We start from the raw sequence: 19,274 nt of genomic DNA on the forward strand, positions 1-19,274 counted from the left end.
CCCGGGGTCAGGACTCCTCGGGCCACCCGTGGTGCTCGGTCAGGCGCGCCTCGACCCGGGCGATGTCGTCCTCGCTCGGCAGCGCGTCGGTGATCTTCGTGATGTGTACGCCGATGTCCGCGGGGTCGGCGTCCTCGCCGCCGGCGATCTCGCGAGCGATCTCGTGCACCTCGTCCTCGGTCAGCCGCCGACGCAGCAGCGCGAGCAGCGGGATGTAGTCCTTCGGCGGCACACCCGTGGGGTAGCCCTCGCGCAGCCAGTCGAGCAGGCCGCGCAGCCGGCGGCCCGGTCCGTCGTGCTCCGTGCTCATCAGTCCTCCTTCGCCACGATCGTGGGGTAGCCGTGCTCGAACGAGACGACCTTGCCGAAGCCGGCCGCCGCGATGATCGTGATCCCGAGGGCGACACCGGCGAGCACGATCGCGAGGCAGACGGCGGCCAGCACCGTGCCGACCGGGTTCGGCCGGGCGTGGCTGACCTCGGCGTCACCCCCGGCGCCCCAGGCGAGCGAGCGGATCCCGAGGGCGTAGACGAGCGGGAGGCCGGCACCGAAGACCAGGCTGGCGACGAGCACCCGCCAGGCTCCGTCGAAGGCGTACTGCAGGTTGTCGATCATGCCGGTGCTCCTGTCCGGGTCCCGCGCGCCGACGGCGTGCCGTCCCAGTCGTCGTTGACGTTGTCGGCCGAGATCGGCTGCCGCCTCGACCGGAGGTAGATCAGTCCGGACAGGCCCACCAGGACGGCGACGACCACGATCGGGCCGGCGTACCCGCCGAGCAGGTCACCGACCCACCACATCGCGGCGCCGACCAGCCCCGCCGCCGGGAGGGTCAGCAGCCAGGCGACGACCATCCGCCCGGCGACGCCCCAGCGGACCTGGGCACCCGGCTTGGCGACGCCGGTGCCGACGACCGAGCCCGTCGTGACCTGCGTGGTGGACAGGGCGAACCCGAGGTGGCTCGACGCGAGGATCACCGCTGCCGAGGCGCTCTCGGCGGCCATGCCCTGGGGCGAGCGGATCTCGACCAGCCCCTTGCCGAGCGTGCGGATGATCCGCCAACCCCCGAGGTAGGTGCCGAGCGAGATCGCGAGCGCGCACGAGATCTTGACCCAGAACGGGACCGCACCGGTGTCGCTCCAGTGACCGCTCGCGATCAGCGCCAGGGTGATCACGCCCATCGTCTTCTGGGCGTCGTTGGTGCCGTGCGCCAGCGAGACGAGCGAGGCGCTGCCGACCTGGCCCCAGCGGAAGCCGGTCTCCGTGAAGCGCCGCGCGACCCCGGTGGTGACCCGGTAGACGAGCCAGGTGCCGACCCCGGCGACCACGCCCGCGATGACGGGTGACGCGACGGCCGGCAGGATCACCTTGCCGACGACCCCGTCCAGCTCGCTGCCGTCGCCGTTCCAATTCACGCCGCTGAAGCCGAGCGCGGCGATGGTGCTGCCGATCAGGCCGCCGAAGAGCGCGTGCGACGACGAGGACGGGAGTCCCAGCAGCCAGGTCGTGAGGTTCCAGACGATGCCGCCGACCAGCCCGGCCAGGATGATCAGGAGCAGGGCGTAGCCCTGGTCGGCGACCAGGTCCGGTCGTGGTGCACCGTCGTCGCCCTGCACCTTGATCACCGCGTTGGTGACGGTGAGGGCGACCTCGACGGACAAGAAGGCGCCGACCAGGTTGAGCACGGCGGAGAGCAGGACCGCCACCTTCGGGCGGAGGGCACCGGTGGCGATGGACGTGGCCATCGCGTTGGCGGTGTCGTGGAAGCCGTTCGTGAAGTCGAAGGCCAGCGCCGTGACGATGACCAGGACGAGGATGAGGGTTGCGGCTGTCACGACCACCCCGTGCGCTCCGGGGGCGCTGAGCAAACCCGACGTACGGCGCCTTCGCGTCCTGTTCATCTCCCATCAACGTCCGGGGCGGTCGAGGCACAGCGCTACGCTCCGAGCGTGGACAACCATCCCCCTGTGCGGGTCGAGCGTCGGCCCGTCTCGGAGGCGGAGTCGCGCCGGGCCAACGGACCCGACTGGGACCGCTACGCGGACGAGTACCAGGCCACCCACGGCGAGTTCCTCGGCGACGCCGGCTTCGTGTGGGGCCCCGAGGGCTTCACGGAGGCGCAGGCGGGGGTGCTCGGCGACCTCGCCGGCAAGGACGTCCTCGAGGTCGGCTCGGGCGCCGGGCAGTGCTCCCGGTGGGTGCGCTCGCGCGGGGGGCGCTCCTACGGGCTCGACCTCTCCTTCCGGCAGCTCCAGCACTCGCGGCGCATCGACGACGACACCGGCGTCGCGGTCCCCTCGGTGCTCGGCACGGCGACCGCGCTCCCGTTCGCGGACGACTCCTTCGACGTCGTCTTCTCGTCGTTCGGAGCGCTGCAGTTCGTCAGCGACATCGCCGACGCGGTCGCCGAGACCGCCCGGGTGCTGCGCGCAGGCGGCCGCTACGCCTTCTCGATCACCCACCCGACACGGTGGATGTTCCCCGACGACCCCGAGGAGCCGGGACTGGTCGCGAGCCAGTCCTACTGGGACCGCACGCCGTACGTCGAGATCGACGACGCCACCGGCGTCGTGTCCTACGTCGAGCACCACCGCACCCTGGGCGACTGGGTGGCGCTGCTCGCCGGCCACGGCTTCGTGATCACCGAGCTGCTCGAGCCCGAGTGGCCCGACGAGCACGAGCGCGTGTGGGGCGGCTGGTCCGCGGTCCGCGGCCGGCTCACCCCGGGCACAGCGATCTTCGGCGCCCGGCTCGGGTGAGCCGGACGCCGAAGAGGTAGAGCGGGAGGAGCGATCAGGCGGAAGCGCCCGTCAGCTCCTTGTCGTTGCTGGACCCCTCGTTCTTGCGACGTCGGGCGGTCAGCAGGAGGGCCCCTCCGGCGAGCAGGCAGAGGACGCCACCGACGAAGCCGACGATCGGCATGGTCACCGTCATCATGTCGAGCATCTGGATGTTCTTCTTCGTGTCGGACGCGAAGTCCTTCTGCTGCTGCTCGGTGAAGCCGATGTTCAGGTCGACGACCTGGGTGCCGTCGTCGAGGTACTGCTGCATGTCGACCTTCTGCTGCTGGATCGCGCCGGTCTTCGGGTCGATGTAGTAGGTGATCACGGTGTCGTAGGTCCCGGTGATCCCCTCGGCGATCGTGATCGGGGCGTCCTTGATCGTCTGGATGTAGACGTAGCACTTGACGCCGAGCAGGTCCTCGGTCCGGTCGTAGACCGCGTCGGTCGCCTCTCCGGCGGTGCCGTCCCAGACCGGGTAGGACTTCTTCTCCGCGTCGAAGGGCCACTTGTTCTGGAGGCCCTCGACGCGCGGGGTGCCGGGCGGCAGGCCCTTGTAGTCGGGGTTCGCGAGGGCGGTGACCCGGTCGGTCGCGAACACGTCGGTGCCGGCGCTGACCAGGCGCGGGTCGTCGCCGTCGACGCAGTTGGGCGCGTTGTCGATGTCGATCACGACGCACTGGGTCTGGGCGAAAACGACGTAGTCGTTGTCGGACGCGTCGGCGTCCGTCTTCGAGATGCTCTGCACCTTGACGGGGTTCTCGACCAGCTCGCCGGTGGCGGGGTCGAGCTTCTTCACCGTGCCGCTCAGGTAGGTCGTCTGGTTGATGTCGAGAGGCGTCTTCTTCACGACACCCGGAGCCCACACGGTGGCCATCACGCCTACGACGAGAAGGAACGCGCCCAGTCCGAGCAGGACCAGTCCGAACACCTTGCGCTTCACGAATTCCCCTCCCAAGGATGATGTGATCTCGGGCACGGTAGCAGTACCCGTCGGTAGAAATGCGGTGTCCGTCACACCCGTGATCGAAATGTTTCCCGGGCCCTGTGACAAACTCCCGGCGTGCTGCGCCGACCGGATCGTCTTGTCGCCGTGGGCGGGCTGCTGATCCTGATCCAGCTCGGATTCCGGGCCTGGGCGCTGTGGGGATCGTGGTTCTACTTCGACGACCTGGCCTTCATGTCGCGGGCGATGAACCAGCCTTTCGACGTCGGCTACCTCACCGAGTCGTACGGCGGGCACCTGATGCCGGCGGGCTTCGCGGTCGCCTGGGTGCTGACCCACGCGGCGGCCTTCGACTGGGCACCCTGGGCCGCCGTGCTCCTCGTCCTCCAGCTGGTCGCGAGCATCGGGATGCTCCGGCTCCTGCTCTCCATGTTCGGCCGCAAGCCGTTCGTGCTGGTCCTGCTCACGGGCTACCTCGCCTGGATCTTCACCCTCCCGGCCGGGCTCTGGTGGGCGGCGGGGATCAACCAGCTCCCGCTCCAGATCGCCCTGGTCTTCGGGCTGCACGCCCACCTGCAGTACCTCCGGACCGCGCGGGTCCACCACCTGGTCGCCGCCCTGGTGTGGGTGCTCGCCGGGCTCCTCTTCTACGAGAAGACGCTGCTCGTCATCGGGGTCTACGCGATCGTCACGCTCGCCTACTTCACGACCGGTACGACGCCCGAGCGGCTGCGCGCGCTCTGGACCGACTACCGCCCCGCGGTGATCGGCTTCGGGGTGCTCGGCGTCGCCTACCTCGGCTTCTACGTCGCGTTCGGGCTCGACTTCTCCCCCGCCGACTCCTCGGGTGGCGGCTGGGGCCAGCTGGCGTGGAACTTCGTCATGGTCACCTTCGCGACCGCCCTGATCGGCGGACCGGTGACGTGGCAGTCCCTCGGGGTGGGGTCGCTCGCCGACCCGTCCACGCTGGTCCAGCTCGCCGGCTGGGTCGCCCTGGCGGGCGCGACGTACTACGCCTTCGTGACCCGCACGCTGAGCCGGCGCGCCTGGTTGCCGCTCGTCTTCACGATGGTGGCCAACGTGGTGCTGCTCGCCAGCGCCCGGGCGATCGTGGTCGGGCCGGACATCGCGCGGGAGTACCGCTACCAGACGGAGTCCGGCGCGCTCTTCGCCATCTGCCTCGGTCTGGCGGTGCTGCCGCTGCTCGGCGCACGCGAGGTCAACGACGTGCGCGAGGAGGTCGCCCGGCCCTACGAGCGCCCGGCCCTCGTGGTGCCCGTGACGCTGGCAGTCGTGGCCGTCGCGACGCTCTCGAGCGTCCGCTACGTCGACACCTGGCAGCACGGCAACCCGTCGGAGGCGTTCTTCTCCACCGTGCGCGCCGAGCTCGACAGCGCCGACGGTCCGGTGCCGCTCGTGGACGCGGGCCTCCCCCAGGCGCTGCTCTGGTCCTACCGCTACCCGGAGAACATCTACAGCCACATCCTGCGCCCGTTCGCGGACCAGACGGCGTTCCCCGACGTCGCCGTCGACGACCTCTCCCTCATCGACGACACCGGCAGGCTCGCGCCCGTGGGCGTCACCCCGGTCCGGTCGATGAAGCCCACCGACGGCTGCGGTTACCGGTTGACCGGCGACAGCGTGACGATCCCGCTCGACGGCCCGGTGATCGGCGGCGGCTGGTGGATCCAGATGGACTACCGGAGCACCGCAGAGCTCCCCGCCCGCCTGGTCGCGGGCGACGCGGTGCACGACATCGACCTCCCCGCAGGGACGCACACCGTGTTCTTCTCGGCCGAAGGCACCTTCCGCGCCGTGGACGTGGAGCATGATGGGGACGACAGCGAAGGCCGAGACCCGGGACTGTGCGTGACCTCGCTCGTCCTCGGCCTGCCCGTCCCCACGAGGTGAAGACACTGACCACCCCGACGTCGACTGCGTCCGCGGCCCGTACGACGAGCCGCCGCGCCCCGGGCGCATCGGCGCGTCTGCAGGCGCGCGCCCGGGGGCTCGGCGCGCTGCTCCGCACCGACCGGGTCGCCCAGGCGGTCGCCGCGCTGGTGGTCGTCCACCTGACCTACCGCACCTGGATCACCGCGATCTCGTGGTACTCCGGGGACGACTTCGCCTTCATGTCCCGGATGTGGAACGACGGGCTCTCGCTGCGCGTCGCCGCCGAGCCGTACGGCGGGCACCTGATGCCCGGCGGCATGTACCTCACCTGGCTGGCCGGCGAGATCCGCCCGTACGACTTCACCGTCGCGGGCGCGATCCTGGTCGCGATGCAGCTCCTCGCCGACCTCGGTGCGGTCGTGCTGCTGGTCCGGATGTTCGGGCTGCGGCCGGGCATCCTCCCGCCGCTGGCGCTCTACTTCTTCACGGTCTTCTCCACGCCGATGGCCGTGTGGTGGGCCGCGGCGGTCAACCAGCTGCCCTTCCAGATCGTCTTCTTCTGGGCGATGGCCTCGCACATCTCCTACCTGCGCGACCCGCGGTTGCGACACCTCGTCGTGACGCTCGCGTGGCTGGCGGCCGGCCTGGTCTTCTACGAGAAGACCGTGCTGATCCTCGGGGCGATCGGCATCGTGTCGGTCGCCTACTTCTCCTCGGGCTCCCTGCTCGCCCGGGTGCGCACGATGTGGACCCGCTACCGCGCCGCGAGCCTGGTGATGATCGTGGCGGGTGCGGCGTACCTCGTCGCCTACGCGGCGCTCGGCCTCAACTTCAGCGCCACGGACTCCGACAACGACCTGCTCGGCGGGGTCGTCACCAACATGGTGGTCGACGCCTACGCCCCCGGCGTCGTCGGTGGTCCCCTGGGCTGGGACTTCCAGGGCCAGGGTGGCCTGCCGCACCCCGGCACGCTGGTGACGCTGGCCAGCCTGGCCGTGATCGCGTTCGTGCTCCGCGAGATCCACCGCTCGCGGCGACGCAGCCTGCGCGCCTGGTGGCTGCCGGCGTTCTTCCTCGGCTGCGACATCGTGCTGGTGCTCGCCGGGCGGGCGTCCCTGGTCGGCGACGCGATCGCCCTCGAGTACCGCTACCAGAGCGAGCTCGGCGCGGTGACCGCGCTCGCTCTCGCCTGCGCGACGATGCCGATCATCGGTGCGGTCGAGTCCGTCGAGACCCGGCGAGCCAGCAAGCTGCTGGACGACCCGCGCCGCGTCGGCGCGGTCGTCGCGGTCGTGTCGGTGCTCGGCCTGGTGTCCTCGACCCAGTTCGCCTGGCACTGGAGCACCCACGCCGAGGGCCGCGACTACTACGCCAAGCTGCTGCCCGTCGTGAGCGACCCCGTCTTCCCGGTCCCGATGGTCGACGCGGGCGTCCCGAACTTCGTCATGTGGGGACTGGGCTACCCCGCCAACCTGCTCAGCCACGTCCTCGAGCCCTACTCCGACAACATCGACTACGAGAGCTCGGCGGTCGACCACCTGATGGCCGTCGGCGAGGACGGCCAGGTCGCCCCGCTCGTCGTGCCCCCGACCCGTCGCGGCAAGCCCGGACCCGAGGCCGGCTGCGGCTACCCCGTCTCGGCGAGCCCGGTGAAGATCCCCCTCGACGGTCCCGTGGCGTACGGCGGGTGGTGGGTGCGTGTCGGCCTGCTGGCGTCTGCCGACACCCCGGTCCGGGTCGACGCGGGCGGGAAGTCCTACGACCTGGTCGTGCCGGCCGGAGTGCACGCGATCTACGTGCAGGGCGGCGACGACTTCGACTCCGTCCGCCTCTCGCGGGAGAATGACGCCGCCACCGTGTGCACCGACGACATCACGGTCGGTCGTCCCCAAGCCGTGACCCAGACGCAGTCGCAGGAAGGCGCCCCGTGACGCGCAGCAACGACCGGACCTTCCCGACCCTGAACGCGCTGCGCGCGATCGGGGCGATCATGGTCGTGCTGACCCACTCCGCCTTCAACACCGGTCGGATCAACGACGGCTGGACCGGCGCCGTGCTGGCCCGCTTCGACTTCGGCGTGACCCTCTTCTTCGTGCTCTCGGGCTTCCTGCTGAGCCGGCCGTGGTTCCTGGCCGCCGCCCGCGGTGAGACCCATCCCTCGACCCGCCACTACCTGTGGAAGCGCGCGCTGCGGATCCTGCCGCTCTACTGGGTCGTCGTGGTGGTCGCCCTCGTCCTCGACCCGGCCAACAAGGACGCCGACTGGGTCGACTGGGTCACCAACCTCACGCTCACCCAGCTCTACGTCCACGGGCTGCTCCCGAGCTCGCTGACCCAGATGTGGAGCCTCTGCACCGAGGTCGCCTTCTACGTCGTGCTGCCGCTGCTCTGCCTGGCCTTCATCGGCCGCAGCGGACGCTCGCTCGACCTGCGCCGGGTCCTGGTGGGGGCCTCGGTGCTCACGGTCGCCGGCGTCGCTTGGCAGGTCGTCGCCGCCCAGATCCCCGGCTACCACGGCCACTACGCGCAGTGGCTGCCCGGCTACCTGCCGTGGTTCATGGTCGGCATGGGCTTCGCGGCCTGCTCGGCCAGCCTGGCGGCCGAGCCCCGCGACCACGTCCTGACCCGGCTCGGCAACGACCTCGCCGGCTGCTGGATCCTCGCCGTCGCCGTCTTCGCCGTCGCCTGCACCCCGCTGGCCGGGCCACGCCTCCTGCTCGTCCCCGGCGCCTGGGAGGCCGGCTCCAAGGTCGTCCTCTACACGGTCGCGGGCGCGTTCTTCGTGCTGCCGCTGGTGTTCGGCCCGGAGCGCGAGGGCTGGGTCCGCGAACGTCTCAGCGGCCCGGTGCCTCAGTGGCTCGGCGAGATCTCCTACGGCATCTTCGCGATCCACATGCTGGTGCTCAACCTGGTCTTCTCGCTCCTCGACCTCACCGTCTTCACCGGCCGGTTCCTCACCGTGGCCGCGATGACGATGGGCATCACCATCGCCCTGGCGAGCGTGTCCTTCTACCTGCTCGAGAAGCCCGCCCTGCGGGCCAAGAACATCCGCTACTTCGCCCGGATGGAGCCGCGGGACAGGACCGTGGCGCCCGCGCCCGACATCGCGCCATGACCGCAGGATCCCGGCGGCGCCCCGCGGGCGCCGACCGAGTCCTGCTCGGCGGGGTCGCCCTCATCGTGCTCGCGGCCGCCATCCGCACGTGGACCGCGACGCAGACCTGGTTCTACGTCGACGACTTCCCGCTCGTCGCGACCGCGGCGCGCGACGGGCTGTCGCTCCACGACCTGTTCCAGCCCTACATCGGTCACCTGATGCCGGCCGGGCGCGCGGCGGCCTGGCTGACCACCGCCGGGGGCGGCTACGACTACCCGGTCGCGGTCGCCGAGCTGATCGCGCTCTACGTGCTCGTCGGTGCGGGCGCCCTGCGCCTGTTCCGCACGCTCTTCGGCTCCCGTCCGGTCGTCCTGCTGCTGCTCGCCTACCTGCTCCTCAGCCCGTGGCTCATCTCCCCCACCGCCTGGTGGGCGGCCGGCATCAACCACCTGCCGGCCCTGGCGGCGACCGCCTGGGCGCTCGATGCCGTCATCCGCCACCTCCGCGACCCCCAGCGCCGGCACCTCGTGGCCTCGGTCCTCTGGATCGTCTTCGGCCTGGCGTTCGCCGAGCTCGCCCTGCTCGCCTACGTCCCGGTCCTCGTGGTCGCCCTCGGCTACTTCGCCCGCGGCTCGCTCCCCCAGCGCGTCGGGCACCTGTGGACGTCGTACCGCTCCCTTGTCGTGGTGCACGCCGTCCTCGGGGCCGCCTACCTGGCGGCGTACGTCGCGACCTCGTGGGACCCGACCGGCGACCGGCCGCCCGCGCCGTGGCGCGACTACCTGGTCAACCTCATCGGCACCGTCCTCCCGAGCGCCTTCATCGGCGGCCCCGGGACCTGGAAGCAGGAGTGGGCGGCGCAGTTCGACGTCGCCCCCGCCGTCTGGATGCGGCTGCTCGGGCTCGCCGTCGTGGTCGGGCTGGTCGCCCTCTCGGCGATGACCCGGGAGCGCGCGCTCCGGGCCTGGCTGATCCCGCTGAGCCAGGTCGCGGCCACGGTCGTCCTGATGTCGCAGACCCGGTCGATCTTCGGCGGCAGCTTCATCCTCGACCTGCGGTTCACGACCCCCCTCGCCCTCGGCACCGCGCTCGCGCTCGGGCTGGCGTTCCTCCCCGTCGAGGGCGCGCTCGAGAGCTCGGCGCCGCGCAGCACCCACTGGCTGGTCGACCGACCTGCGCCAGCGGTCCTGGCGCTCGCCGTCTTCGCCGGGCTGGCCGTCTGGAGCGCGACGACGTTCCCGCTCCTCCACGTCCCGCAGGACCAGTCGGCGAAGCGGTTCTTCGCGACGTTCGAGCGATCGCTCGACCAGCACGACGCCCCGGTGGAGATGGTCGACGCCCCGATGCCCGGCTTCGTCTTCAGCGGCGTCGAGGGCAGGTACGCCACCTCGCTCTCGATGTACGACGAGGTCGAGGTCCCCGCCGTGGTCCAGGACGACTACTACGTCCTCGACGACACCGGCGCCCTCGTCCGTCCCGCCCTCGACGTCGCCCGCCGTGCCCCCGCGGTGACCGGTGGGACCGGCTGCGACGGCCACCTCGTGGGCAGCACCGGCGCCGGCATCGCGCTCGACGGCCCCGTCTTCGGAGCGACCTGGCGGCTGCGGGTCACCTACTCGGCGACGGCCGAGACGCCGGCGGTCATCACCCTCGGCGACCGGGAGGTGCCGGTGACGCTGCTCGCCGGCGAACACACCCTGGAGACCTCGGGGGCCGGCCAGTACGACGCCGTGCGCATCGACGGGCTCGACGACGGCGTGAGCGCGTGCGTCAGCTCGCTGGAGGTCGGGACGACGCGCGTGCCCTGAGCCCGACCAGGCCTCCGACCAGGCACACGATCGCGACCAGGCTCCAGGCCTGGGTCCACTCGACCGCCCACGACTGCTCGGTCAGGCGGTCCCACGACATCGCCGTCGCACCGATGATGAAGGCCAGGCCGGCCAGCAGCGCCCAGCCGTGGAAGACCCGGCGCAGCACGGTCGCCACCACGATCGTGGCACCGGCCGCGACCACACCCCACCAGCCGGCGAGCAGCGCCGGGACCGCGAACGCGACGACGAGGTCGAGCAGTCCCGGTCGTCCGGTCTCCAGCGCGGGCAGCACCCTGCGCGGCGTACGGCGTCGGGCCAGCGGCACCACGACGACCAGCAGCACCAGGGCGACCCCGATCGCGCCGAGGCCGAGCGCCCAGGCGAAGGTCCGGTCGGGCGGGTAGCTGAGGTGGACGGTGCCCGCGGCACCGGCGGGGAGCACCCACGCCTGCTTCCAGCCGGCGACCCGGGTGGACGCGAGCGTCTTGCCGTCGAAGGTGGCGACCCACCCGGCGTTGAGGTTCTGCGGGAGCGTGAGGACGGTCGGGCCCGACCGCTCGGCGACGTGCACCGAGGTGGGCATCCCGCGGTCGTCGCGGTCGAGCTCCAGCGGCTGGGTGGCGGCCGCACCGGCGCCCACCCGGGTGAGGTCGAGGGTGTCGACCCGGAAGAGGGCCGACGGCGGCGCCGAGATCACGTGGTCGACCCCGCCACGGACGGCGGTCAGGTCGGAGCCGCAGATCCGGAAGGGGACCCGCTCCCCCCGGACCAGCTCCCGGGTGCTGGCGACGACCTCGGTCTGGAAGACGCGCCGGTCGACGTTGACGGTGGGACCGGAACCGCAGCCGAAGGTGCGGGACTTGATCGCGGCGGCCCGCTGCTCCTTGGCCAGCGCGTAGCCGCCGAACGCGAGGGTGCTGATGCCGGCCGGCGCCTGGACGAAGCGCTGACCGACCACGAGGAACGCCGGCTCGGTCGCGACGACCTGCAGGTCGACCTTGTCGACGTCCCAGCGCGGGAGCTCGCCGTGCCCGTCCTTGTCCAGGGTGACGACCCGGATCCGACCCTCGGACGTCAGCTTGATCCGCGTCGGTCGCGAGGCGGCCGCCGCGGGGTTGACCCGCACCCGGATGTTCTTCAGCTGCGTCGTCTCGGGGAACTGGACGGTCACGGTCTCGTCGTCGTCCTGCGAGAGCCACGTCGTGCCGGGGTCGCCGTCGAGCATCGCGGTCGGGCCGGCGGCGACGTCGAAGGAGTCGGCCTCGTCGCTCGTCGCCGACAGACCGGAGTCGACGAACGGCAGCCCGTCGATGCTGCGGCGGAGCGAGACCGTGCCCGCGAGCGTGTAGCTCGCGGTCTCGTTGACCTGGAACTGCCGGACCAGGCTGTCACCGTCCTCGCCGGGCGCCACCAGCGCCTGCACGCAGGGGTAGGTCCGGCCGACGGTGAGGCAGGGAGCGCGGTCGGGGTCGCGGGTGAGCGAGACCAGGTCGACCGGCAGCTCCGCGTCGGGATCGGGGAGGGTGAGGAAGCGCAGCGGGAACAGGTCGCGGACCTGCACCTCGCTCAGTGCGAAGGAGCCCGGGAGCGAGAGGTCGCGGCCGGCTGCTGTGATCCGCAGGAAGTCACCCGTGCCGAGGTGGGTGAGGTAGCTGCGCGTGCTGCCGGGCTTGGGCGCCGGCGCCTCGACCTTGAAGCCGCCGGCCCAGAACTCCAGCTTGTCGACCGGGGCGGCGTCGGCCGGCATGGTCACGGAGACGGAGTCGACGTCGGTGGTGGACGCGAAGTTCTCCTGCCAGAACTGGCCGGTCGGGTCCAGGTGCTGAGCGGAGCGCCAGGCTGTCGACGGGTCGCGGTCGAGCGCCGCTCCCGGGTGCGACCCGATCTCCAGCGGTGGGATCGCGTTGGCGGCGGACTGGCTGGTGCTGGCCTCGACGGAGGTGATGCCGGCCCACGACTCGGTCGTCTGCCAGCGGTCCTGGTCGTCCACCACGCGGTGGGTGTGCTCCGGCCCGGAGAGCAGGTAGGGGTCGTCGGCGGCCATGGTGGCCGACTGGTTCCAGCGGACGGCGGCGAAGTTGGTCTCGCGGCGCGGCATCCCGTCGGTCAGGACCTGCCCGGTCACCCCGGTCTTCTCCTCCGCGTCGTCGCCGAGGTCCTCGACGTCCGCCGCGAGCAGTCCCTGGCCGGCCGTGGCCGTGCCGACCGCGGGGTCCAGCCCGCTGGCCGGGTCACCGACGAGCGCCTTCGGGTCGCGGGTGAGGTAGGCGGACTGGGTGCCGGAGACGTCGTACACGTCGACGGAGCCGACCCGGAGGGAGAGCCCGGAGCCCTGGATGACCCGGGTGTCGTTGCCCGGCGCGCGGGTCATCACCGCCGACCCGACGCGCGGGCCGAAGGACTTCGCGAGCGTGATGCCCTGGGCGTGCGCGAGCAGCCCGGCGACGTACGACGGGTCGGGTGCGCCGGTCTCGAAGCGGTCGAGGTCGTTGCGGACCACGAGCCGGCCGACACCGTTGTCGGCGAGGAACCGGGCGAAGTCGGGGCTGGGGTGGCCGGACTCGAGGTAGCGGGTCACCGCGTCGAGGAAGACGACGTTGCCCGGCTGGGCCAGCGGGATCACGTTGCGCACGGCCCACGGGCTGCGGGCCAGCCCCTGGAGGACGTCGTCGTGGGTGTTGCCCCAGGTGTAGACACCGAACGCCGAGGCGGGCACCTCGAGCGCGACGTTGCCGTCGTCGGTCTCCTCGAGGTAGTCGGCGACCCCGTTCCAGTAGTCGGGGACGGCGAGCACGCCCTCGCGCGGGGCGATGTGGTCCTGGGCCCACGGCAGCGCGAGCGAGCAGAGCGCCAGCACCGTGGCGAGCCGGACGACCGTCAGCCCGGCGCGGGCGCCCTGGCCCCTGATCAGCGACGGCAGCACGGCGAAGAGGTGCGCCAGGCCGAGGACGAGCGGGATCCGGAGGACCACGTCGAACTTGTGGAGGTTGCGCAGCGGCGCGAGCGACTGGTCGAGCCAGGCGGTGCGGTCGGCGGCGAGGAAGCCGGCGACGTCACCGGAGTAGCCGAAGCCGATCAGGGCGACGCCGGTCAGCACACCCAGGGTGAGGAAGCGCTGGTGCGGGTTGCCCCGCAGGCACACCCCGACCAGGCCCAGCGCGGCGATCGCGGCGGCGTCGAGCACGAGGAACGGCGTGGTCACGAGCTGCTGGCCGGCGGTGTAGTCGACGCCGGCGAAGTAGGCGACCCAGTCGGAGGTGCCGACGACGGTGCGGGCCAGGCCGGTCGGGATGCTCGTGATGGTGGCGTTCTCGATGTAGTCGAGGAACGGCGGGCTGTAGCGGCCCAGGATGAGCAGGGGCAGGCTCCACCACAGGGTGGCGAGCCCGGTGAAGAGGGTCCACCAGCCGAGGAGCCGCCACTTCCGCGGTCCGCCGGCCCGGGTCAGGATCCAGATGACGCCGAGCGGGAGCGTCGCCGCGACCGCGATGGCGTTGACGCCGCCGCAGCAGGCCACCGCGAGGGCGCTGAGGGCCGCTGCACGGCGTACGGATCCGCGCTCGGCGCCGACGACCAGCGGGATCAGCACCCAGGGTGCGAGGGCCATCGGCCAGATCTCGACCGACGTGCCGCCGAGCAGCGTGGTGATCCGGGGGGTGAGGACGAAGGCGAAGCCGGCCAGCACCTGGGTCAGCGGCGAGCCGAGAGCCAGCTTCTGGGCGAGCTTGACGATGCCGAAGAACGCCAGGCAGAGCAGCAGGCTCCACCACAGTCGCTGGGTCACCCACGGCGGCAGGTTGACCAGGTCGCCGAGCAGGAAGAACGGCCCCATCGGCCAGAGGTAGCCGTAGGCCTGGTTCTGGATCTGGCCGAACGCCGCGATCGGGTCCCAGAGCCGCAGGCCGCCGGCGAGGAACTTCAGCGGGTTGGTGAGCAGGTCGAACTTGGTGTCGGCCACCATCCGGCCGGCGGACTGGGAGAACGAGAGCGCGACGATGATCGCGGCGTAGCCGAACATCCGCAGGCGCGACGTCGCGAGGCCCTTGTGCGGGCTGTCCTTCGGCGATTCCGTCACGCTTTACGCACCACGATCACGAGGTTCCAGGTGACGAGCTCGCGCAGCAGCGGCACCCGGGTCAGCCAGTAGCTCCACCGGGGGTTGTAGCGCGGGATCAGGGCGAGCACCTCGCCGCCCTGCTGGCGCTCGGCCCACCGGATGCCGTCGCGGACGGTCACCTGGAAGAGCGACTCGCCGTACTTGTTCTTGGGCTCGTGACCGTGCTTGCGGGCGTAGCGCCGGCGGGCGCGGGCACCGCCGAGGAAGTGCCACGGCGACGTCTCGTGACCGCCCCAGGGGCCGTACCAGAGCGTGTAGGAGATGAAGGCGATGCCGCCGGGGCGCGTGACCCGGAGCATCTCGTCGGCCATGTCCCAGGGCCGCGGCACGTGCTCGAGCACGTTGGAGGAGTAGCAGAGGTCGACCGCGCCGTCGCGGAACGGGAGGTTCATCCCGTCGCCGACGACGGTCCCGCGGGCGATCTCGCCGAGGCCGGCCAGCTCCCCCACGTCAGCATCGAGCGCCCAGTAGGCCGCACCCGCGGCCTGGAACGCGTCGCGGAAGTAGCCCGGCCCACCGCCCACGTCCAGGACGGTGCTGCCGGCCAGGTCGAGATAGCCCGACAGCTGGCCCACGGAGTCGGCTGCGAGGGCGGAGTAGAAGCGCGCCGGGTCGGTCTGCTCGACCCTGAAGTCCGACATCAGCCGGACCGATCGGCGCAGGTCGGCGGTCCACGGCGTGGCCCCCCGTGTCGCCGCGTCAAGCATGCGCGCACCTTATCCGAGCGGCCCTCTCCGAGCGGCGGCGAGGTGTGACGGGCGGCACGGTAGCCTCGCCGGGTGCCGAGGACCGACGCTGCTCTGCTGGTCGGGCGCCATGTCGCGTTCTTCAGCTGGCGCGACACCCGCAACCCCGAGGGCGGCGGCGCCGAGCGCTACCTGGAGAAGGTGGCGACGGGCCTGGTCGAGCGTGGCTGCACGGTCACGATCTTCTGCGCGGCGTACGCCGGCGGCGCACCCGACGAGGTCGTCGACGGGGTCCACTACGTGCGCCGCGGCACCAAGCTCTCGGTCTACGTGCTGGGGATGTGGGCGCTGCTGCGTCGCCAGCTCGGCCGCGTCGACGTCGTGGTCGACGTCCAGAACGGGCTGCCCTTCTTCACGCCGCTGGTCACTCGCAAGCCGGTCGTCGTGCTCGTCCACCACGTGCACCGCGAGCAGTGGCCGGTCGTCTACCCGGGCGTCACCGGACGGGTGGGCTGGTGGATCGAGAGCAGCTTCGCGCCGCGGCTCTACCGCCGCCGGCAGTACGTCGCCGTCTCGCGCGCCACCCGGGCCGAGCTGCGCGAGCTCGGCGTGACCGGGCCGCGCGTGGCGGTGGTCCACAACGGCACCGACCCGGTGGTGTCGGTCGACGCGCGCAAGTCGGCGTACCCCTCGATCTGCGTGGTCGGCCGGCTGGTCCCCCACAAGCAGGTCGAGCACGCGATCGACGCCGCCCGGGAGCTGGTCGAGGAGTTCCCCGACCTCCGCCTGCGGATCGTCGGCGGCGGCTGGTGGGAGGCCGAGCTGCACGACTACGCCCGCGACCTGGTCGAGCGCGGCGTCGTGGTGTTCGAGGGACACGTGACCGAGGTGCGCAAGCAGGAGATCTACGAGGAGTCCTGGCTGATGGCGCTGCCGTCGGTCAAGGAGGGGTGGGGGCTGGTGGTCGGCGAGGCGGCCGCGCACGGAACGCCCACCATCGCCTACGCGAGTGCGGGCGGGACCCGTGAGTCGATCGTCGACGGCGTCTCCGGCGTGCTCGTCGACTCACCCGGTGAGCTCACGGCCGCGCTCGGCGCGCTGCTGCGCAACCGTGAGGAGCGTGAGCGGCTGGCGCTCGGTGCCACGACCCACAGCGAGGGCTTCACCTGGGCGCACTCGCAGTCGGCCTTCGCGCACGTCGTGGCGTCGGCCTTGCGAGGAGACCTGGTCACCGACCAGGACGCGACCGAGGACTGATCCTCCAGGTCGGCGTGCCCGTGGCCGGTGTCAGCGCGTCAGTTGGACGACGAGCCGTAGTCGAGCGTGACGTTGCTCGAGTCGATCGGAGACTTGTCAGGCGCAGCAGTCTGCGAGTTGACGAGCCCGACAACCGTCGCCCCGGCGAGTGCACCGCCAACGACCAGGCTCACCATGGTGATCAGAATTGCTTGCACGTGAGTTCCTCCCTCTCGGCGCAGACCGTATCACCCGGAACGGGGTCGGGTACGCATTCTCGACGCCCCCGACCGGAACGCGTGCCACAAGCCTAGCCCGACCACCCCGAGGAACCCCGCCCACGCTGCGGCCAGCGCGATCCACCACCCGGTCGTCACCTCGCGCGCGTCGACGGGCGTGTCGAGGGCAACCAGCTCGACGTCGGCGCCCTGGTGGAGAACGGTCCCGGCGATAGGCGCGTCGTACGTCGCGTTGGTCGGCACGTCGGTCTCCCGCGCGACGACGCCGATCCCGATCTCACCGAGAGCGGTGGCGCGGGTCTCGGGTGTGGGCTCCCGCAGCGCCGCGAGCACCTCGGGCACCCGCGGGTCCTCACCGTCGATCAGCCGGCCGTCGACGGCGAGCTGGTCGTTGACCACGTAGTTGGGCTGGAGGTAGCGCGGCAGCGGGTCGAGCACCTTGCGGTCGTGGTTCCACGCCGGGGCGCGGTAGCTGGTGAACGGCAGCACGAGCACGTCGCCGGGCGGTGCGTCGTCGAGGGCGCTGCGGGCGGCGGCGTAGTCGGCCGGGTAGATCGCGGGTCGCAGGTTGCCCGAGATGCCCCACGCCGCGTCGGGCATCACCGCCAGCGGGACGAGCGCGGCGGCGACCGCGACGACCACGCGCGGGGCCGGGTCGCGCCAGCGGTGCGCCAGCCGCTCCACCCCTGCCGCGACCAGCACCACGGTGAGCGGGGCGCAGAGCACCAGGAACCGGGCGCCGTCGCGGAGCAGTCCTCCGCCGGGGACGTGGGCAGCCACCCAGCCGATCGCGTCGGGCGCGGCCCAGGAGAGGACGGCGAGGCCGTAGCCGAGCACCCAGAGACCGACCAGCGCGCCCGTCGTACGACGTCCGAGGCGGCGCGCCGCGGGCTGGGCTCCGAACGCCGCGGCCGCGAGCAGCAGCACGGTGAGGACGAGGGGCAGCAGGACGCCGTCGCGCGAGGACGGCACCACCTCGGCGTTCCAGATGCCGCCGAGGCTGAGCGCGGCGAGCGGAGCCGGCAGGCCCTCCGAGCCGAGGCCGAACAACGCACCGGCAGCGCTCGAGGTCGCATCGGAGGCGTGCAGCAGCCCGGCGACGAGCCAGGGCGCGTTGGCGGCGACCACGAGCAGGACGAGCTTCGCGGCACCTCGCCAGGTCAGCCCGACGGCGAGCACCGTGAGGGCGGACATCAGGCCGGCGTTGGCGCTGAGCGAGCCGATGAGGAGGAGGAACGGCAGCGCCGCACCGATCCGGGCGTCGGCGCGGAAGCGGACCGCCGCGGCGACCAGCCAGGGCAGCACGGCCCAGCAGAGCAGCAGCGGCCAGTGCCCGATCCAGAGCCGCTCGACCACCAGCGGGCTCCACACGAAGACGCTCACCGCGGCGAGCCGGGCCACGACCGAGGGGCCGACCAGCCGGGCAGCACCGAGGCCGCCGAGCAGCAGGGTGCCGACCAGGACGACCTTCTGCAGCAGCATGCCGGGGAGCACGGCGTCGAGGACGGCGACGACCGCGTCGGAGGGTACGGCGCGGGGCAGGGCCGTGCCGGCACCGAGGAAGTCGGAGCGCACGGCCAGGTCGGGCACCCACACCATGTCGTAGGTCAGGACGTAGCCGTGCCCGAGCGCCGGCCCGAGCATCAGCACGGCGAGGGCGAGCGCCCACGCCGGCACGGCGTACCTCCGGATCACCGACAACTAGATCGGGAGCTTCCGGAAGAGCGCTCGCGGGACGTGGCGCAGGCCCGACATCACCCCGCGCATCGCGCCCGGCACCCAGATCAGGTCGTCGCCGTTCGCGACCGCCTTGGTGACCGCGGCGGCGACGTCCTCGGCGTCGACCGACAGCGGAGCCGCGTCGCGGCCCTCGGTCATCTTGGTGCGCACGAAGCCGGGGCGGACGACGAGCACGCGGCCGCCGGTGCCGCGCAGCGCCTCGCCGAGACCGAGGTAGAAGCCGTCCATGCCGGCCTTGGTCGAGCCGTAGACGAAGTTGGAGCGACGCACCCGCTCCCCCGCGACCGAGGACAGCGCGACGATCACGCCGTGGCCCTGCCGCTTGACCTGCTCGGCCAGGCAGACGCCGACGCTGACGGGTGCGACGTAGTTGACGGTGGCCAGCTCGACGGCCAGGTCGTGGTCCTGCCAGGCCCGCTCCTCGTCGCCGAGCAGGCCGAAGGCGACCACCGCGACGTCGATGTCGCGCGTGCTCGCGACCGACGCGATGAGCGCGGCGTGCGTGTCGGTCGCGTGCGCCTCGAAGTCGACCGCGTCCACGGTGAGACCCAGACCGGTCAGCTCGGTGACGGCAGCGTCGCGCCGGGGCCCCGGCCGGGCGGCCAGCGTCACGTGCAGGGCACCACGGCGGGCCCAGTCCCGGGCGATGGCCAGCGCGATGTCGCTGGTGCCGCCGAGCAGCAGCAGGGTCTGGGGCTGGCCGAGCGCGTTGATCATGGGGTCCTTCTCAGG

Annotated in this window: 15 protein-coding genes; 6 read left to right on the forward strand and 9 right to left on the reverse strand. The window is 72.1% G+C overall.

Features of this window, described 5'->3' with window-relative positions; all coding sequences use genetic code 11:
* Positions 1 to 7 precede the first annotated feature (7 nt).
* Genes ABLE68_RS21100 through ABLE68_RS21110 form a run of 3 tightly spaced genes read right to left on the reverse strand, consistent with a single transcriptional unit; the run spans position 8 to position 1,832 of the window.
* Complete coding sequence (locus tag ABLE68_RS21100) at positions 8 to 310, reverse strand: DUF3349 domain-containing protein (RefSeq protein ID WP_348874041.1); 303 nt, start codon at positions 308 to 310, stop codon at positions 8 to 10.
* The gene (locus ABLE68_RS21105) at positions 310 to 615 is read right to left on the reverse strand and encodes a hypothetical protein (RefSeq protein ID WP_348874042.1); all 306 of its coding nucleotides are present in this window, start codon (positions 613 to 615) and stop codon (positions 310 to 312) included. Before ABLE68_RS21105 ends, ABLE68_RS21100 begins: the two co-directional genes overlap by 1 nt.
* Complete coding sequence (locus tag ABLE68_RS21110) at positions 612 to 1,832, reverse strand: inorganic phosphate transporter (protein WP_348874043.1); 1,221 nt, start codon at positions 1,830 to 1,832, stop codon at positions 612 to 614. The genes ABLE68_RS21105 and ABLE68_RS21110 overlap by 4 nt, the downstream gene beginning before the upstream one ends.
* Positions 1,833 to 1,946: 114 nt before the next feature.
* Between ABLE68_RS21110 and ABLE68_RS21115 the strand changes: the two genes are divergently transcribed.
* Positions 1,947 to 2,756: a class I SAM-dependent methyltransferase gene (locus ABLE68_RS21115; protein ID WP_348874044.1), complete on the forward strand. Its 810-nt coding sequence runs from the start codon at positions 1,947 to 1,949 to the stop codon at positions 2,754 to 2,756.
* Positions 2,757 to 2,790: 34 nt separating this feature from the next.
* Here ABLE68_RS21115 and ABLE68_RS21120 read toward each other — a convergent pair whose 3' ends face one another.
* The gene (locus ABLE68_RS21120; RefSeq protein WP_348874045.1) at positions 2,791 to 3,720 is read right to left on the reverse strand and encodes a PorA family protein; all 930 of its coding nucleotides are present in this window, start codon (positions 3,718 to 3,720) and stop codon (positions 2,791 to 2,793) included.
* Between the two features lie 120 nt (positions 3,721 to 3,840).
* On the opposite strand from ABLE68_RS21120, the gene ABLE68_RS21125 reads away from it, so the two are divergent.
* Genes ABLE68_RS21125 through ABLE68_RS21140 form a run of 4 tightly spaced genes read left to right on the forward strand, consistent with a single transcriptional unit; the run spans position 3,841 to position 10,521 of the window.
* Complete coding sequence (locus tag ABLE68_RS21125) at positions 3,841 to 5,634, forward strand: hypothetical protein (protein ID WP_348874047.1); 1,794 nt, start codon at positions 3,841 to 3,843, stop codon at positions 5,632 to 5,634.
* Positions 5,631 to 7,547: a hypothetical protein gene (locus tag ABLE68_RS21130; RefSeq protein ID WP_348874049.1), complete on the forward strand. Its 1,917-nt coding sequence runs from the start codon at positions 5,631 to 5,633 to the stop codon at positions 7,545 to 7,547. Before ABLE68_RS21125 ends, ABLE68_RS21130 begins: the two co-directional genes overlap by 4 nt.
* A complete protein-coding gene (locus tag ABLE68_RS21135) occupies positions 7,544 to 8,731 on the forward strand; it encodes an acyltransferase family protein (protein ID WP_348874051.1) in 1,188 nt (395 codons plus the stop codon). Before ABLE68_RS21130 ends, ABLE68_RS21135 begins: the two co-directional genes overlap by 4 nt.
* Positions 8,728 to 10,521, forward strand: coding sequence for a hypothetical protein (locus ABLE68_RS21140; protein ID WP_348874052.1), 1,794 nt, complete (start codon positions 8,728 to 8,730; stop codon positions 10,519 to 10,521). The genes ABLE68_RS21135 and ABLE68_RS21140 overlap by 4 nt, the downstream gene beginning before the upstream one ends.
* Here the strand turns inward: ABLE68_RS21140 and ABLE68_RS21145 are convergent.
* Together ABLE68_RS21145 and ABLE68_RS21150 are read right to left on the reverse strand one after the other, a co-directional pair.
* Positions 10,484 to 14,599, reverse strand: a complete 4,116-nt coding sequence (locus ABLE68_RS21145; RefSeq protein ID WP_348874053.1) for an alpha-(1->3)-arabinofuranosyltransferase domain-containing protein — start codon at positions 14,597 to 14,599, stop codon at positions 10,484 to 10,486. The two genes, ABLE68_RS21140 and ABLE68_RS21145, sit on opposite strands and share 38 nt — an antisense overlap.
* Complete coding sequence (locus ABLE68_RS21150) at positions 14,596 to 15,348, reverse strand: class I SAM-dependent methyltransferase (protein ID WP_348874054.1); 753 nt, start codon at positions 15,346 to 15,348, stop codon at positions 14,596 to 14,598. The genes ABLE68_RS21145 and ABLE68_RS21150 overlap by 4 nt, the downstream gene beginning before the upstream one ends.
* A gap of 72 nt (positions 15,349 to 15,420) precedes the next feature.
* Between ABLE68_RS21150 and ABLE68_RS21155 the strand changes: the two genes are divergently transcribed.
* Positions 15,421 to 16,584 carry a glycosyltransferase family 4 protein gene (locus ABLE68_RS21155; RefSeq protein WP_348874056.1) on the forward strand — a complete coding sequence of 388 codons (1,164 nt, stop codon included), beginning with the start codon at positions 15,421 to 15,423 and terminating at the stop codon, positions 16,582 to 16,584.
* Positions 16,585 to 16,622: 38 nt separating this feature from the next.
* Here the strand turns inward: ABLE68_RS21155 and ABLE68_RS21160 are convergent, their stop codons facing one another.
* The 3 genes from ABLE68_RS21160 to dprE2 are packed head-to-tail and all read right to left on the reverse strand — an operon-like array spanning position 16,623 to position 19,259.
* Entirely contained in the window at positions 16,623 to 16,781 is a 159-nt protein-coding gene (locus ABLE68_RS21160; RefSeq protein WP_348874058.1) for a DUF2613 family protein, read from the reverse strand.
* A 30-nt stretch (positions 16,782 to 16,811) separates the two neighbouring features.
* Entirely contained in the window at positions 16,812 to 18,497 is a 1,686-nt protein-coding gene (locus tag ABLE68_RS21165) for an MmpA family trehalose lipid delivery protein (RefSeq protein ID WP_348874059.1), read from the reverse strand.
* A 6-nt stretch (positions 18,498 to 18,503) separates the two neighbouring features.
* A complete protein-coding gene (gene dprE2 / locus ABLE68_RS21170) occupies positions 18,504 to 19,259 on the reverse strand; it encodes a decaprenylphospho-beta-D-erythro-pentofuranosid-2-ulose 2-reductase (RefSeq protein ID WP_348874061.1) in 756 nt (251 codons plus the stop codon).
* Positions 19,260 to 19,274 lie beyond the last annotated feature (15 nt).

The sequence above is a fragment of the Nocardioides pollutisoli genome (assembly GCF_040045055.1).
Classification (GTDB): domain Bacteria; phylum Actinomycetota; class Actinomycetes; order Propionibacteriales; family Nocardioidaceae; genus Nocardioides; species Nocardioides tweenelious.

Excerpts from the sequence above, each read along its gene's own strand:
- ABLE68_RS21150 (WP_348874054.1), bottom strand. The coding sequence starts at position 15,348 with ATGCTTGACGCGGCGACACGGGGGGCCACGCCGTGGACCGCCGACCTG.
- ABLE68_RS21140 (WP_348874052.1), top strand. The coding sequence starts at position 8,728 with ATGACCGCAGGATCCCGGCGGCGCCCCGCGGGCGCCGACCGAGTCCTG.
- ABLE68_RS21105 (WP_348874042.1), bottom strand. The coding sequence starts at position 615 with ATGATCGACAACCTGCAGTACGCCTTCGACGGAGCCTGGCGGGTGCTC.
- dprE2 (WP_348874061.1), bottom strand. The coding sequence starts at position 19,259 with ATGATCAACGCGCTCGGCCAGCCCCAGACCCTGCTGCTGCTCGGCGGC.
- ABLE68_RS21100 (WP_348874041.1), bottom strand. The coding sequence starts at position 310 with ATGAGCACGGAGCACGACGGACCGGGCCGCCGGCTGCGCGGCCTGCTC.